15 protein-coding genes and 1 pseudogene are annotated in these 14,527 nt (G+C 71.3%); 5 read left to right on the top strand and 11 right to left on the bottom strand.

All coding sequences use genetic code 11. The features are described from left to right. Positions 1–45 precede the first annotated feature (45 nt). From OG936_RS23275 to sigE, 4 genes are all read right to left on the bottom strand, one after another. A complete protein-coding gene (locus tag OG936_RS23275) occupies positions 46–531 on the bottom strand; it encodes a sec-independent translocase (protein ID WP_383755523.1) in 486 nt (161 codons plus the stop codon). A gap of 97 nt (positions 532–628) precedes the next feature. Continuing rightward, positions 629–2,311 carry a S1C family serine protease gene (locus OG936_RS23270; protein ID WP_406497176.1) on the bottom strand — a complete coding sequence of 561 codons (1,683 nt, stop codon included), beginning with the start codon at positions 2,309–2,311 and terminating at the stop codon, positions 629–631. 110 nt (positions 2,312–2,421) lie between these two features. Further along, a complete protein-coding gene (locus OG936_RS23265; protein WP_406497174.1) occupies positions 2,422–3,507 on the bottom strand; it encodes a zf-HC2 domain-containing protein in 1,086 nt (361 codons plus the stop codon). After that, positions 3,504–4,265, bottom strand: coding sequence for an RNA polymerase sigma factor SigE (gene sigE / locus OG936_RS23260; protein ID WP_383755516.1), 762 nt, complete (start codon positions 4,263–4,265; stop codon positions 3,504–3,506). Before sigE ends, OG936_RS23265 begins: the two co-directional genes overlap by 4 nt. A 181-nt stretch (positions 4,266–4,446) precedes the next feature. On the opposite strand from sigE, the gene OG936_RS23255 reads away from it, so the two are divergent. After that, complete coding sequence (locus OG936_RS23255; RefSeq protein WP_406497172.1) at positions 4,447–5,112, top strand: O-methyltransferase; 666 nt, start codon at positions 4,447–4,449, stop codon at positions 5,110–5,112. A 94-nt stretch (positions 5,113–5,206) separates the two neighbouring features. Here the strand turns inward: OG936_RS23255 and OG936_RS23250 are convergent, their stop codons facing one another. After that, on the bottom strand, positions 5,207–5,374 hold the full coding sequence (locus OG936_RS23250; protein WP_003966491.1) for a DUF3117 domain-containing protein: 168 nt from the start codon (positions 5,372–5,374) through the stop codon (positions 5,207–5,209). A 314-nt stretch (positions 5,375–5,688) separates the two neighbouring features. Between OG936_RS23250 and OG936_RS23245 the strand changes: the two genes are divergently transcribed. Beyond that, positions 5,689–6,501, top strand: a complete 813-nt coding sequence (locus OG936_RS23245) for an enoyl-CoA hydratase/isomerase family protein (protein WP_406497170.1) — start codon at positions 5,689–5,691, stop codon at positions 6,499–6,501. 16 nt (positions 6,502–6,517) lie between these two features. Here OG936_RS23245 and OG936_RS23240 read toward each other — a convergent pair whose 3' ends face one another. Next, positions 6,518–7,108: a DNA-3-methyladenine glycosylase I gene (locus OG936_RS23240; protein ID WP_406497169.1), complete on the bottom strand. Its 591-nt coding sequence runs from the start codon at positions 7,106–7,108 to the stop codon at positions 6,518–6,520. 191 nt (positions 7,109–7,299) lie between these two features. After that, positions 7,300–7,686, bottom strand: a pseudogene (locus tag OG936_RS23235) (DivIVA domain-containing protein); the annotation flags it as partial. A 110-nt stretch (positions 7,687–7,796) separates the two neighbouring features. Here OG936_RS23235 and folP point away from each other — a divergent pair. After that, on the top strand, positions 7,797–8,669 hold the full coding sequence (gene folP / locus OG936_RS23230) for a dihydropteroate synthase (RefSeq protein WP_406497167.1): 873 nt from the start codon (positions 7,797–7,799) through the stop codon (positions 8,667–8,669). 368 nt (positions 8,670–9,037) lie between these two features. Here folP and OG936_RS23225 read toward each other — a convergent pair whose 3' ends face one another. Beyond that, complete coding sequence (locus OG936_RS23225) at positions 9,038–9,796, bottom strand: TIGR00730 family Rossman fold protein (RefSeq protein ID WP_406497165.1); 759 nt, start codon at positions 9,794–9,796, stop codon at positions 9,038–9,040. 97 nt (positions 9,797–9,893) lie between these two features. Continuing rightward, positions 9,894–10,973 (bottom strand): succinyl-diaminopimelate desuccinylase, encoded by a 1,080-nt coding sequence (gene dapE, locus OG936_RS23220; protein WP_383755500.1) that lies wholly within the window; start codon positions 10,971–10,973, stop codon positions 9,894–9,896. Positions 10,974–11,089: 116 nt separating this feature from the next. Between dapE and OG936_RS23215 the strand changes: the two genes are divergently transcribed. Continuing rightward, entirely contained in the window at positions 11,090–12,058 is a 969-nt protein-coding gene (locus OG936_RS23215) for a hypothetical protein (RefSeq protein ID WP_406497163.1), read from the top strand. A 330-nt stretch (positions 12,059–12,388) separates the two neighbouring features. Then, positions 12,389–12,787, top strand: a complete 399-nt coding sequence (locus tag OG936_RS23210; RefSeq protein ID WP_406497161.1) for an ATP-binding protein — start codon at positions 12,389–12,391, stop codon at positions 12,785–12,787. Between the two features lie 88 nt (positions 12,788–12,875). Here the strand turns inward: OG936_RS23210 and dapC are convergent, their stop codons facing one another. Beyond that, positions 12,876–13,970: a succinyldiaminopimelate transaminase gene (gene dapC, locus OG936_RS23205; protein WP_406497159.1), complete on the bottom strand. Its 1,095-nt coding sequence runs from the start codon at positions 13,968–13,970 to the stop codon at positions 12,876–12,878. Between the two features lie 124 nt (positions 13,971–14,094). Then, positions 14,095–14,415, bottom strand: coding sequence for a ferredoxin (gene fdxA / locus OG936_RS23200; protein WP_037688837.1), 321 nt, complete (start codon positions 14,413–14,415; stop codon positions 14,095–14,097). Positions 14,416–14,527 lie beyond the last annotated feature (112 nt).

Here is a 14,527-nt window from a genome sequence, read left to right as displayed (position 1 = left end):
ATGGAGAATAGCCATACCGTCCGGACGACTCGGGATTGACTGCCGTCAGGTGGCGTCGGCGTCGAACGGCGGGTGGTCGTCCTTCGCGGGCTGCGCACGCTTCTTGAGCAGGTCCGGAGTACCGCCGGAGCCGTTGGCGGCGGTGACCGCCGAGGCGCTCGACACGCCGCCGCCGGAGTCCGCGGACTCCACGGCCGCGCTCCCCCGGCCGTTCACCGCGTCGGTGACCTCGGCCAGGTCCTTGCGCAGGTCGAAGCTCTCGCGGATCTCCTTCAGCCCCAGATCGTCATTGCCGTCCATGAGCTGCTTGCGGACGAACGTCTTGGGGTTGAGGTCCTCGAACTCGAAGTCCTTGAACTCCGGACCGAGCTCCGTACGGATGTCCTCCTTGGCGCTCTCCGAGAACTCACGGACCTTGCGAATGAAGCGCGAGGCGTCCTGAATGACCTTGGGCAGCTTGTCCGGACCGAAGATCAGCACACCCAGGATCGCGAGCGTCGCCAGCTCGAGTACGCCTATGTCATTGAACACCCGTTGCTCCTTGTGTTCTCCGAGACCGTGTCGGTCGAGGTCCGGACCCGGACCACGGTACCCGCCGAAACTGTCCACGCGGTAGCGTCCGTGGCCGTCACGTGCCGGTTGCCGAACCGAGGATCAAAGAGATGGACAGGTCTTTACCGCCTCGGGTCAGACCGAGGTCCAGCCGGTCGCCGGGACGGTGCGCGCGGATCTTCACGATCAGCTCCTCACCGCTGTGCACCCGCTGGCCGTCGACCTCGGTGATGATGTCCCCGGGCCGGATCCCGGCCTTGGCCCCGGGTCCGTCCGGCGTCACCGAGGGCTTGCCGGCTGCCCCCTTCGTGCCGACCTTGGCGCCGTCCCCCGTGTACTTCAAGTCGAGCGTGACGCCGATCACCGGGTGGGTGGCCTTCCCGGTGTTGATCAGCTCCTCTGCGACCCGCTTGCCCTGGTTGATCGGGATGGCGAAGCCGAGGCCGATGGACCCCGCCTGTCCGCCCTCGGCGCTCGAACCGCTGTCGGCGGCACGGATGGCGCTGTTGATACCTATGACATGGGCATCGGTGTCGACGAGCGGACCGCCGGAGTTGCCCGGGTTGATCGGGGCATCGGTCTGCAGCGCGTCGACGTAACTGACGTCGCTGCCGTCGCCCTTCTCGCCGCCCGCGGTGATCGGCCGGTCCTTGGCGCTGATGATGCCGGAGGTGACGGTGTTGGACAGGTCGAAGGGGGCGCCGATGGCCACCACGGGGTCGCCGACCCGCACGTTGTCGGAGTTGCCCAGCGGCAGCGGCTTGAGGCCGGAGACGCCGGTGACCTTGACCACGGCCAGGTCGTAGCCGCTGTCCTTGCCGACGATCTCGGCGCGCGCGGTCTCGCCACCGCTGAACGTCACGGTGATGTCGCCGGAGGACCCGGCCGGGGCGACGACGTGGTTGTTGGTGAGGATGTGGCCGGAATTGTCGAGCACGAAGCCGGTGCCGGTGCCGGATTCGGTGGCGCCGCTGACATGGAGGGTGACCACGCTGGGCAGCGCGCTGGCGGCGATACCCGCGACGCTGTCGGGGGCACGGCCCCCGCTGTTCCGGCCGGCCTGCGGAAGCTCGACCTGGGTGAGGCCGCCGTTGCGCTCGATGTAGGCGCCGATGCCACCGCCGATGCCGCCCGCCACCAGTGCGAGCAGCACGGCGCCGATGAGGAGGGAGCCGCGGCGGCTCTTCTTACGGCCGGTGTCGGCCCCGAGCGGCGGGCCCGGGTTCGTCAGCGGCTGCCGGGGCGCACCCCAGGGGTCGTACTGGAGCCACTGCGTCGACTGGGGCTGCATCTGAGGCTGCTGCGGGAGCGAGGGAGGGGGCATGTGCATGTGTGTGGGTGTGGGTGTGGGCGTGAAACCAGGTGCGGTGGGTGCTGCAGGCGGGGTGGGGCCGGTGGGTATGCCTGCGCCGTTCGTCCCGGCGTACTGCGGGGGTACGGGGGTGCCGTGCGCGGGGGTCGGGACCGGTCGCTGTACGGGTGGTGCGGGTGCCCAGGGACCGGGTCCGCCGTAGGGCGGGGTGCTGTACTCGTCGGGCTGGTGCAGCGGCGTCGCGGGCCGCGCGGCCGGTACGGACGCCATGGGCTCGGGCGTGGGCGCTTCCGTCATGTCTGTCACGGCCGTCTCGTCCGTCGCGTCGGCCGTGGGTGCCGTGTCCTGTACGGGGGACGGCTCGTCCGGCACTGTGCGGGTGGTACCTCCCGGCGCGGGCCGGCTCCACCATTTCGCCTTCGGTCCGGCGGACTTCCCGTCTTCCATGATCTCCCCGCAACTGCCGCAACTGGCCTCTGCACGCCCCCGCAGGGGCGTCCCTCCCGGAACTGCTCCCGGAATTCAACCAGGTTTGCGAATATCTGCGCAGACCCCGGTCAGCGCCGGGCGGAAAGCGGCAGACCGCGGTCGGCGGGGGTGGGGAGGGCCGAGGCCGACGGCTGCGCCCAGGACGGCGGGGCGGAAGGGGCGGGGGGCTGCGGGGCGAGCCGCCCGAGCACCCGCGCGAAGAGCGGGGACGTGCCGGTCGGGCGTATCAGCGGTGGCGCGGACACATTGGTCAGGACCTGGACGCCGAAGGTGTTCCCGGTCAGGGTTCCGGATGCCAGGGTTCCGGGCGCGAGGGTCCCGGACGCCAGACTTCCGGACGCGAGGTCTCCGGGCACGAGGGTTGCGGAGGAGAGCAGTGCGGGGGCCGTGGCAGGCGCCGCCGGTGTGACCTCGGACACGGACGGCGGGGCGACGGCGGTCGCGTTGTCGCCCGCCTCCGTAGCGGCGAGCGCGCCCTGGCCGCCACCGTTGCGACGGCTCACCGAGCCGTTGCTCTCGCCTCGCGAAGCGGCGTCGAGCGGGGTCACCGCGTTTCCGGCGCCCGCGGCGCGGGCCGGGGCGCTGGAACCCGCGCCCGTCGGCAGCGCACCGCCCAGGGCGATGGCCGCCAGCGACACGGCGCTGGCCGCGGCGAAGGCGAACCTCCGGCCGCGCCACGGCGACCGGTCCGGCTCGCGGCCCACCTCATGGATACGGAAGCCCGAACGGGAGGACGGCCCACCCGGCAGTACGGCGGTCGAGCCGTGCGGGAGCGGAGCGAAGCCGAAGCTCCCCAGTGGTGAACTCCCCGGCGAATCGCTGCGGCTGCCGGGCTGCTGGATCACCGGGAAAAGGCCGGCGGTGAAACGCCCGGAGCCGCCGGATGGTCTTCCCTGACCGTCGTCGTCACCCCCCGGACCCCCGGGAAGGCCCTGCAGCCGGGCAAGGAACCCCTCGGACGGCGAAGGTGGGGCCGACACGCCGAGGACGCTCTTCAGGCGCCGCTGTGCGGCTGCCTCGGCCTTGCACTTGGCGCAGGTCGCGAGGTGGGCGAGCACGCGCTCACGGGCATCGTGTTTCAACTCGCCGTCGACAAGCGCGGCGAGCCGGTCCCCCAGATGCTGCTCCGCGGGGGTCGGACTTGTGCCACTCACGCCGCTCCGCCCTCCCCTGCCAGGATCGCGCCCGCCAGCGAGCGCTGCTCGGCACGGGCCTCGGGCGAACGGTGCTGCAGCGCCTTGCGCAGGTGCGAGCGACCGCGGTGGATACGGCTGCGCACGGTGCCGAGCTTCACGCCCAGCGTCGCTGCGATCTCCTCGTACGAGAGGCCCTCGATGTCACAGAGCACGACGGCGGCACGGAATTCGGGCGCGAGGGTGTCCAGCGCCTGCTGCACGTCCGCGTCGAAATGCGTGTCGTTGAAGACCTGCTGCGGGGACGGCTCACGGCTCGGCAGCCGCTCGGCGGCGTCGTCGCCGAGGGAGTCGAAGCGGATCCGCTGCTTACGACGGACCATGTCCAGGAACAGGTTGGTCGTGATGCGGTGCAGCCAGCCCTCGAAGGTGCCCGGCGTGTAGGTGGACAGCGACCGGAACACGCGGACGAAGACTTCCTGCGTGAGGTCCTCCGCATCGTGCTGGTTGCCCGTCAGCCGGTAGGCGAGGCGGTAGACACGGCCACTGTGCGTGCTGACGATCTCTTCCCATGAAGGCGGCGTCCACACCTGGGAGTCCGCATCAGAGGCGAAGGTCGCGGTCGGCGCGGAATCGTTGGAAGAACGGTCAGCGATGTTGGTCACGGATTTCGGCTCACCCGCCGATCCGAGGAAGCGCCGCAGCACTCCTCTCCGATCCACAGGCGCAGCCGCACCTCCCCTATCGGCTCTGGTGATGTCCAGCGGAGCCCCTACCATAGCCACCTCGCCCGTTAGCTCCGGATAAGCCTTTTTCCTGCTGGGGCCGGGGACCACCCCGGGAACCACCGGCCCATGGCCCCGGACCCGATCCGCGGGCCGATTCCATGCGCTTTCCCCTGCCCTTGCACAACGCCCGGTCCCATCTGCGGGTTCCCGGGCGCAGCGGATACAGTCACCGTTGCGCCAACTACGGGAACAGGAGAGGGTCATTACCGCCAACCGGCAGACGAGCTGGGCGTTCGCCGACGCCTTTGTCGCCGAGGACGAAGCATTGCACTGGGCCCGGGACCGGGCCCGGGAAGCAGGACTTCGCTCGGTGTCCCCAGGTACCGGCGCCGCGCTGCGCTTGCTCGCTGCCACGACGGACGCCAAAGCGGTGGCCGAAATCGGCACCGGGACCGGCGTGTCCGGGCTCTATCTGCTGCACGGCATGCGGCCCGACGGGGTGCTGACCACGGTCGACCCCGAGCCCGAACGCCAGCAGTTCGCCCGTGAGGCGTTCCGGGCCGCGGGGTTCGCCACCAACCGGGCCCGCTTCATTCCCGGCCGCGCCCTGGACGTGCTGCCGCGGCTCGCGGACGGCGGATACGACCTCGTGTTCTGCGACGGCGACCGGCTGGAGAGCCTGGACTGTCTCGCTGAATCGTTGCGCCTGCTGCGGCCCGGCGGCCTGGTCTGCTTCGAGGGAGTCTTCGCCAACGGCCGTACGGTCGACTCCGCGGCGCAGCCCGCGGAGGTATTGCGGCTGCGGGAGCTGCTGCGGGCCGTACGGGAGAGCCAGGAGCTGATGGCGACGCTGCTGCCCGTGGGCGACGGCCTGCTGTGCGCGGTGCGCAGGGGCTGACGCCCCCGGAACGGGGTCGGCACCGGCTGCGGACGCTCCACTGCCCCGGCACGGTCACCGTGCCGGGGCAGTGGAGAAGTGTGGGCGCCTCTGCTCAGCCGACGACCTTCTTGAGGGCATCGCCGAGTGCATCGGCCTCGTCCGGAGTCAGCTCCACGACAAGCCGACCGCCGCCTTCGAGCGGAACGCGCATGACGATGCCCCGCCCCTCCTTTGTCACCTCGAGCGGGCCGTCGCCCGTCCGCGGCTTCATGGCCGCCATGCTCGTTCCCCTTCCTGAAACCAGCTTCATCGCAACCGGCGGCCCCATGACAGGCGCTGTGTCACCGGCATCGAACACATTGCTTCATGGCCATTATCCCGCATCACAGACCCCGATGACCAACATCGGTCGGCATCGCTTGCGCAACGCGCTCTCTCAAAACCACCCAATTCGGCGATCGAGCTGCGATACTCCGCCCTCCGCGCCCCTTCATCGGAGCGCAATTGTTAGACGCAGGTCACATGTTCGCTCCGGCCCGAGTCGGCCATGCTTGCCTGGACAGGCATTGCCCGAGGTGCAGAGGGGACAGCGAAATGGCCGACCAGATGGCGGACAGCGTGCTCCATGAAGTGAGCGACGGACTCGCGACGATCACGATCAACCGTCCCGACGCGATGAACGCCATGAACGCCGAGGCCAAGGTGGCACTCCGTGACGCCCTGCAGTCCGCGGCGGCCGACACCGCCGTACGGGCCGTTCTGCTCACCGCGACCGGGCGCGCCTTCTGCGTCGGCCAGGATCTGAAGGAGCACGTCGGCAAGCTCGCCGAGGCCCGTGAGTCCGGCGGCGGCAACGCGCTGAGCACCGTGCAGGAGCACTACAACCCGATCGTGCGGGCCATCACCGAGATGCCCAAGCCGGTCGTCGCCGGGGTGAACGGTGTCGCGGCCGGGGCCGGTTTCGGGTTCGCGCTGGCCTGCGACTACCGGGTGGTCGCCGACACCGCCTCGTTCAACACGTCCTTCGCCGGTGTCGCCCTGACCGCCGACTCGGGCGTCTCCTGGACGCTGCCCCGTCTGATCGGGCAGAGCCGCGCCGCCGATCTGCTGCTCTTCCCGCGGTCGATCTCCGCGCAGGACGCCCACGAGCTGGGCATCGTGAACAAGCTGGTGCCCGCAGCCGACCTGGCCGCCGAGGCCGCCGGTGTGGCCCGCGCCCTGGCGTCCGGTCCCACGGTGGCGTACGCCGCGCTCAAGGAGTCCCTGGCCTACGGCGCCGCTCACACCCTGAGCGAGGCGCTGGAGAAGGAGGACGAACTCCAGACGAAGGCGGGCGCGTCCGAGGACCACACGATCGCGGTGCAGGCGTTCCTGAACAAGGAGAAGCCGAAGTACCTCGGGCGGTAGCCGCCCCCGACCGGGCCTACGCCCCCGCTCCTCCGCGTGCCACGCAGTCGGCCAGGTGGTCGTCGACCAGGCCGCAGGCCTGCATCAGGGCGTAGGCCGTCGTGGGTCCGACGAACCGGATCCCGCGCTTCTTGAGGTCCTTGGCCAGCGCCGTGGACTCCGGAGTGACCGCGGCGACGTCTTCGACGGTGCGCGGGGCCGGACGGCCGGCCGGGTCGGGGGCGTGGGACCAGATCAGGTCGTCCAGCTCGCCCGGGCGCCAGTCGGCCAGGACCTTGGCGTTGGCGAGGGTCGCCTCGATCTTCGCCCGGTTGCGGATGATCCCGGCGTCGGCGAGGAGCCGCTCCTTGTCGGCGTCGGTGAACTCCGCCACGGCGGGGATCTTGAACCCGGCGAAGGCGGAGCGGAAGCCCTCGCGGCGGCGCAGGATCGTCAGCCAGGAGAGGCCGGACTGGAACGCCTCCAGGCAGAGCCGTTCGAACAGGGCGTCGTCGCCGTGGACGGACTTGCCCCATTCGGTGTCGTGGTACGCGAGGTAGTCCTCGGTGGAGAGCCCCCAGGGGCAGCGCAGTCCGCCGTCCGGGGCCGTCTGTGCGCCGCCGCTCATCGCCGGGGCTCCTCTCCGGTTCGCTGGGGCTGTCCGGGCGTTTGCCGCGGATCGGGCCGGGGGTCCTGCCGGAGGTCCCGCTGCGGCGCCTGCCAGGGGTCGCGCTGCGGATCGGACCGGGTGGCCTGCCAAGGGCCCTGTCCGGGGTCCTGGCGGGGTTCCTGCCGCGGGTCCCGGCCCGGCGCCTCCCACGGCGCCTTCGGGCGGTCCTCGGGGCGCTCCGTGGCCGGCTGCGGCCGGTCCTCCGGCCGCTCGAGGAGATCGGGGCCGCCGACCGCGGTCGCCTGCGCCCCGGCCAGCGCCGCCTCCAGCTCCGCGATCCGCGCGTCCCGCTCTGCGAGCTCGGCGCCGAGTCTGCCGAGCACCTCGTCGACATCCGTCATGCGGTAGCCGCGTACGGTCACGGGCAGCCGCACCGCCTCGACATCCGCGCGGCCGACCGGACGCGTCGCGGGCAGCGGGTCGGTCAGCTGCTCGGGCGCCACGTCCTGCAGGACGGCGCTCTTCCCTCCGCCGACCACCGCGAGGGTGACCGCGGCCACGACCACCACCATCGCCAGCAGCAAGAACCAGAACACGCGCATCTCCCCAAGAGCGGAAACCTGTCCGAGTCCGATCGTGCCATGCGGTACCGACAGTTAGGGTCGCAGGCGACCCACGGGCGATCTATCCAGAGGAGATACACGGGATGCGAAGCGGTGCGCTCAGGCTCGGGCGGCGTGAATTCGGTGCGCACGAGCCGGTGATCATGGCGATCGTGAACCGTACCCCGGACTCCTTCTACGACCAGGGCGCGACCTTCCGGGACGAGCCCGCGCTCGCCCGGGTCGAGCAGGCGATCGCGGACGGCGCGGCGATCGTCGACATCGGGGGCGTGAAGGCGGGCCCCGGTGAAGAGGTGACCGCCGAGGAGGAGGCCCGTCGCACGGTGGGCTTCGTCGCAGAGGTGCGGCGCCGCCATCCGGACGTGGTGATCAGCGTCGACACCTGGCGCCACGACGTCGGCGAGGCGGTCTGCGAGGCCGGTGCGGACGTGCTGAACGACGCGTGGGGCGGCGTCGACCCGAGGCTCGCGGACGTCGCCGCGCGCTACGGCGCCGGTCTGGTGTGTACGCACGCGGGCGGCGCCGAACCGCGGACCCGGCCGCACCGGGTCGCGTACGACGACGTGATGGCGGACATCCTGCGCGTGACGGTGGGGCTGGCCGAGCGGGCGGTCGGGCTCGGGGTGCGGCCGGACGGGATCATGATCGACCCCGGTCACGACTTCGCGAAGAACACCCGGCATTCCCTGGAGGCGACGCGCCGGCTCGACGAGATGACGGAGACCGGCTGGCCCGTCCTCGTATCGCTGTCCAACAAGGACTTCGTCGGCGAGACGCTCGACCGGCCGGTGAAGGAACGGTTGCTCGGGACGCTCGCGACGACGGCCGTGTCGGCGTGGCTGGGGGCGCGGGTGTACCGGGTGCACGAGGTGGCGGAGACGCGGCAGGTGCTGGACATGGTCGCGTCCATCGCCGGCCACCGGGAGCCCGCGGTCGCGCGACGCGGACTGGCCTGACCGATCGGGGCTCCGCCCCGGACCCGCTCCTCGATCGCCGGAGGGGCTTGGGAACGCCCGTGCGGAGCCCCCGGTTCCAGGGGCCTGTCCGTGCCCTGCCCTGCTCCGCCGGAGAGGTGCCCGGTGGACAGATGCCAAGTGCCGCGACCGGCAATGTTTGCCCGGCAGGAGCGTCGTCCAGTGCGTGCGATCGCAAGGCGGCCGGAAGTCCTTGAACGGGGCCTCCCCTGCTCGAACGAAGTTGAGAGCTTGGGGAAGGAGCTACCAGGGCTTTCGGCCAACGCAGAAGGGGGTCCCCCCTGGCCCTCAAGGCCTTGGGGGAGTGCGTGCTGGACGACGCGACGGGGCAAAGCCTGCCGGGAAGGGCACTAGCGGCGGACCCGGCCGACCTCCTTCGTGACGAGGTTGACCGCCTCGTCGACGTCGTCGGTGACGTGGAACAGCAGCAGGTCGTGCTCCGACGCCTTGCCCTGTGCCACCACCGTGTCCCGCAGCCAGTCCACGAGCCCGTTCCAGTACGCGGTGCCGAACAGCACGATCGGGAAGCGGGTGACCTTGCCCGTCTGGACGAGGGTGAGGGCCTCGAAGAGTTCGTCCAGGGTGCCGAGGCCGCCCGGCAGGACGACGAAGCCCTGTGCGTACTTCACGAACATCGTCTTGCGGACGAAGAAGTAGCGGAAGTTGACGCCGATGTCGACGTGCGGGTTGAGGCCGGACTCGAAGGGCAGCTCGATGCCGAGTCCGACCGAGATGCCCTTCGCCTCCCGGGCTCCCTTGTTCGCCGCCTCCATGGCTCCGGGGCCGCCTCCGGTGATCACTGCGAAGCCGGCTTCGACCAGGGCCTTGCCGATCCGTACGCCCGCCTCGTAGTCCGGGCCGCCGGCCGGGGTGCGGGCCGAGCCGAAGACGCTGATGGCACTCGGCAGCTCGGCGAGGGCGCCGAACCCTTCGACGAACTCCGACTGGATGCGCATCACCCGCCAGGGGTCGGTGTGCACCCACTCGGAATCGCCCTCGGTGTCCAGCAGCCGCTGGTCGGTGGTGCCGGGCTGCACCTGGTCCCTGCGGCGGAGCACCGGCCCCTGCCGCTGCTCCTCGGGGACGTGCGCTCCCTCGGGGTTGCCCATGACCTGCTCCCTCCGACGATCGATGACCATCACCGATGACCATCTGTGTCAGGTCAGGGTAGATCGACGGAGGTTACGACGAGGGGAATACCGTGGGTCAGCCGGTGAGCCAGGAGCGGAGGCGTTCCTCGCAGTGGGTGATCCGGTCGACCGCCACGTGCTCGTTGCGCTTGTGCGCGAGGAGCGGGTCGCCGGGGCCGTAGTTCACCGCGGGGACGCCGAGGGAACTGAAGCGGGAGACGTCCGTCCAGCCGAACTTGGGCTTGGCGGTGCCGCCGACCGCCGCCATGAACGCCTTGGCCGCCGGGTGGGAGAGGCCGGGCATGGCCGCGCCCGAGTGGTCGTCGACGATGAATTCGGCGACGCCGCAGTCCGCGAAGACCTCGTGGACGTGGGCGAGCGCCTCTTCGGCGGTGCGGTCGGGGGCGTACCGGTAGTTGACGACGACGGTGCAGGCGTCGGGGATGACGTTGTTGGCGACGCCGCCCTCGATCCGTACCGCGTTGAGGCCCTCGTGGTATTCGAGTCCGTCGATGACCGGGCGGCGCGGTTCGTACGCGGCGAGGCGGGCCAGGATCGGGGCGGCGGCGTGGATGGCGTTGGACCCCATCCAGCCGCGCGCGGAGTGGGCCCGTTCCCCCTCGGTGCGGAGGAAGACCCGCAGGGTGCCCTGGCAGCCGCCCTCGACCTCGGCGTCGGAGCCCTCCAGGAGTACGGCGAAGTCACCCGCCAGCCAGTCGGGGTGCGCGGCGGCGACGTGGCCGAGTCCGTTGAGGTGCGCGGCGACCTCTTCGTTGTCGTAGAAGACGAAGGTGAGGTCGCGGTTGGGCTCGGGCACGGTCGCGGCGATCCTCAGCTGCACGGCGACGCCCGACTTCATGTCGGAGGTGCCGCAGCCCCACAGCACGCCGTCGTCGTCGAGCCGGGACGGCACGTTGTCGGCGATCGGCACGGTGTCGATGTGTCCGGCGAGCACGACCCGCTCGGCACGGCCCAGGTCCGTCCGCGCGACGATGTTGTTGCCGTGCCGGTCGACGGTCAGGTGCCCCAGGGTGCGCAGCGCCGACTCGATCGCGTCGGCGAGGTCCTTCTCCTGACCGCTGACCGACGGGAAGTCGACGAGCCGGGCGGTGAGCGCGGGGCCGTCCAGGGTGAGATCAAGCGTGCTTTCGGGCATGGAACCGACCCTAGACGAACGGAACCGTCCCCGGGAGGCTGGCCTGTCCGCCCCCGATCCGCCGGACAGGCCCTGGGGCCCTCGGCCCCGGCCGGGCACTCCAGTACGGTGGCCCCGTGCCTCGGAAAGTCTCCCCCGCCCGCCGCCACACCCGCCGCTCCCGCCTCCTGCGCGTCACGGCTGCCTTTGGCGTGCTCGCCGCGCTGGGCGGCTATCTGACCGTGAAGTACGTATCCGGCAGCCGGGTCACCGAAGGGTGCACCGTGAAGTCCGCCGACGGTTCACCCGGCCAGGGCCGTACGTACCGGCTGAGTCCGGAGCAGGCTTCGAACGCCGCGACGATCTCCGCGGTCGGCACCTCGCGCGGGATGCCGGAGCGCGCGGTGACGATCGCGCTGGCGACCGCGCTGCAGGAGTCGGCGCTGCGCAACATCGACCACGGCGACCGGGACTCGCTGGGGCTGTTCCAGCAGCGTCCCTCGCAGGGCTGGGGCACCGAGAAGCAGATCCTGGACCCGGTCTACTCCGCCGGGGAGTTCTACCGGCACCTGGCCGAGGTTCCCGGCTATTCGCGGCTGCCGCTGACGGTCGCCGCGCAGCGGGTCCAGCGCAGTGGCTTCCCGCAGGCGTACGCGAAGCACGAGCCGGACGCGGCGTTGCTGGCGGCCGCGCTGACCGGCCGTACGCCCGCCGCGCTGAACTGCACGCCGCCGCGGACGACGGCCGCGAAGGCCGACACGGCGAAGGTGCGGGCCGAGCTGGTGCGCGACTTCGGCAAGGACGTGCTGACCGCGGAGCGGCCGTCGGCGCGGCAGGACGGCAAGGGCACGGCCGGTGCGCCGGCGACGGCGGCGCGCACGGTCACGGTGCGGACGGCCCGCGCCTCCGAAAGCGACGCCCCGTCACGGCGCGGCTGGGAGCTCGCGCACTGGGCCGTCGCGCGGTCCGAGGCGCTCCACTTGGACGAGGTCGCGTACGCGGACCGGGTGTGGAGGGCCGGGGACGGCTGGCGGACGGTGCGTACGGACGGTACGGACGGCAAGGGCCCGGGCACCAGCGAGGTCCGCATGGGGCTCGCGCCGTAGTCGACCGGTGCGGTAGGCGACCGATGTCGTAGTCGTCCAGCAGTGCGAGGAGTCACCCGCAGGGGTTGTCCGCTCCCTCCGGAACATCCATCCGCGCACCCCTTCCCAGAACCTCTCCCCCACCGTCCAATTCCCCTGTGTACAACGAGAAGTGACGGCTCATCGGCCGCTCCGGGAATGCACCGTCCGCCCGGGTTCGTCCATTGCGGATTATGTGACGCATTGCCGACTCTTTACCTCGGTGTACCGCAACCTCCACCGCCCTTACGACGGTTGTCATTGCGTCCGATCAACGGACAGACCGATCCCTCATTCCGTCGAAGGAGCATCATGCCTCTCCCCCTGACCCGCCGGATCGCCCGTGCCGCGCTGCTGATCGCCGCGGGTGCAGCCCCCGTGGTCGGTGCGGCCGGAGCCGCAGGTGCCGCGGCGCTCCCGCAGACCCCGGAGCTCGGCGGTCTGACCACCGTCGACGGCACCGGCCTCGGCAAGACGGTCGACGGCGCGTCGCAGCAGGGCACCAAGGCCGCGAGCGAGACCGGCGGCAAGATCGTCGGGACGGCCCTCCCGGCCGCGGGCAAGACCGTCGGCAAGGCCGGCGCCCAGGCCGCTCCCGCCGTGCAGGGCGCCGCCGGCGGTGCCGCGGGCAGCGCGGGCAAGGTCCTCGGCGGCGCCGCCGGTGCCGCGCCCCAGGGCGGTCTGCCCACCCAGGGCCTGCCGATCGGCTGACCCGCACCGGCCACCGGCCGGCGCGTCACCCATGCGAGGGGCCTCGGGAGTGCGCACTCCCGAGGCCCCTCGCATGGGATGCCGGCGATCAGGCCAGCCGCTTGACCGCGGCGGCCACCCGCTCGTCCGTCGCCGTGAACGCCACGCGTACGAAGCGGTCACCGGCCGGCCCATAGAAGTCGCCCGGCGCCACCAGGACGCCGAGTTCCGCCAGGTAGGCCACGGTCTCCCAGCACGGCTCGTCGCGCGTCGCCCACAGGTACAGGCTCGCCTCGCTGTGCTCGACACGGAAGCCGTGCGCCTCCAGCGCCGCGCGCAGGGCCGCGCGCCGCTCCGCGTACCGGGTCCGCTGCTCGGCGACGTGCTCGTCGTCGCCGAGCGCCGCGATCGTCGCCGCCTGGACCGGGGCGGGCGTCATCATGCCGCCGTGCTTGCGGATCAGCAGCAGCTCGCCGAGCACGGCCGCGTCGCCCGCGATGAAGGCCGCGCGGTATCCGGCCAGGTTGGAGCGCTTGGAGAGCGAGTGGACGGAGACGACGCCCTCGTACGTACCGCCGCAGACATCCGGGTGCAGTACGGAGACGGGTTCGGCCTCCCAGCCCAGCTCCAGGTAGCACTCGTCGCTGAAGACCAGTACGCCGTGCTCGCGCGCCCAGGCGACGATCCGGGTCAGCTCCTCCTTGGACAGGACACGACCGGTCGGGTTGGACGGCGAGTTGAGCCAGAGCAGCTTCAGCCCGGCCGGGTCCAGCTCGGTGGGGTCGTCGTAGACGACGGGCTCGGCGCCGCAGAGCCGGGCGCCCACCTCGTACGTCGGGTAGGCGAGGCGCGGGTACGCCACCTTGTCGCCCGCGCCGAGACCGAGCTGGGTCGGCAGCCAGGCCACCAGCTCCTTGGAGCCGACGACCGGCAGGACGTTCTCGTGTGCCACGGAAACCGCGCCGAGCCGCCGCTCCACCCAGCCGGTGATCGCGTCGCGCAGCTCGGCGGTCCCCCACACCGTCGGATAGCCGGGGCTGTCCGCGGCGGCGACGAGCGCCTGTTGGATCAGCTCGGGCACCGGGTCGACGGGCGTGCCGACGGACAGGTCCACGATGCCGTCCGGGTGGGCAGCGGCCGTCGACTTGTAGGGCGCGAGCTTGTCCCAGGGGAAGACCGGGAGACGGGAGGAGACTGCGGACACGGATCTCTGCTTTCTCGTACGGGGATTCCGAGGATGACTCGGGCCGCTCCGGCGGCAAAAACACCTCGGTCCCGTACGGAGACGAGCCGTACGGGACCGAGGCGGCGCACCTGCCTGCCGTCGACTACTGGTTCTGCGGCGGCAGCGCGGCGATGAACGGGTGGTCGCGTTCGATCAGGCCCAGCTTGGAGGCACCACCGGGCGAGCCGAGGTCGTCGAAGAACTCGACGTTCGCCTTGTAGTAGTCCTTCCACTCCTCCGGGGTGTCGTCCTCGTAGAAGATCGCCTCGACCGGGCACACCGGCTCACAGGCTCCACAGTCGACGCATTCGTCCGGGTGGATGTACAAGGACCGCTGGCCCTCATAGATGCAGTCGACGGGGCACTCTTCGATGCAGGCCTTGTCCTTCACGTCGACACAAGGCTGCGCGATGACGTAGGTCACGCTGTCGTTCCTCCTCGGTAGGGCGTTGGCTCTCGCGCGGGAGCGCGGCGTCGTCGATGCCCGCCTCTAGTATCTCCGTTCGCGGGCACGAACCGAACAGGAGGGGCGGAGA

The sequence above is a fragment of the Streptomyces sp. NBC_00846 genome, assembly GCF_045207325.1.
Lineage (GTDB): Bacteria > Actinomycetota > Actinomycetes > Streptomycetales > Streptomycetaceae > Streptomyces.
The sequence above is the reverse complement of the archived record's forward strand: the minus strand, read 5'-3'. Positions and strand labels throughout refer to the sequence as shown.

Excerpts from the sequence above, each read along its gene's own strand:
- OG936_RS23270 (WP_406497176.1), bottom strand. The coding sequence starts at position 2,311 with ATGGAAGACGGGAAGTCCGCCGGACCGAAGGCGAAATGGTGGAGCCGG.
- sigE (WP_383755516.1), bottom strand. The coding sequence starts at position 4,265 with ATGGTAGGGGCTCCGCTGGACATCACCAGAGCCGATAGGGGAGGTGCG.
- OG936_RS23250 (WP_003966491.1), bottom strand. The coding sequence starts at position 5,374 with ATGGCGGCCATGAAGCCGCGGACGGGCGACGGCCCGCTCGAGGTGACA.
- OG936_RS23245 (WP_406497170.1), top strand. The coding sequence starts at position 5,689 with ATGGCCGACCAGATGGCGGACAGCGTGCTCCATGAAGTGAGCGACGGA.
- OG936_RS23240 (WP_406497169.1), bottom strand. The coding sequence starts at position 7,108 with ATGAGCGGCGGCGCACAGACGGCCCCGGACGGCGGACTGCGCTGCCCC.
- folP (WP_406497167.1), top strand. The coding sequence starts at position 7,797 with ATGCGAAGCGGTGCGCTCAGGCTCGGGCGGCGTGAATTCGGTGCGCAC.
- OG936_RS23225 (WP_406497165.1), bottom strand. The coding sequence starts at position 9,796 with ATGGGCAACCCCGAGGGAGCGCACGTCCCCGAGGAGCAGCGGCAGGGG.
- dapE (WP_383755500.1), bottom strand. The coding sequence starts at position 10,973 with ATGCCCGAAAGCACGCTTGATCTCACCCTGGACGGCCCCGCGCTCACC.
- OG936_RS23210 (WP_406497161.1), top strand. The coding sequence starts at position 12,389 with ATGCCTCTCCCCCTGACCCGCCGGATCGCCCGTGCCGCGCTGCTGATC.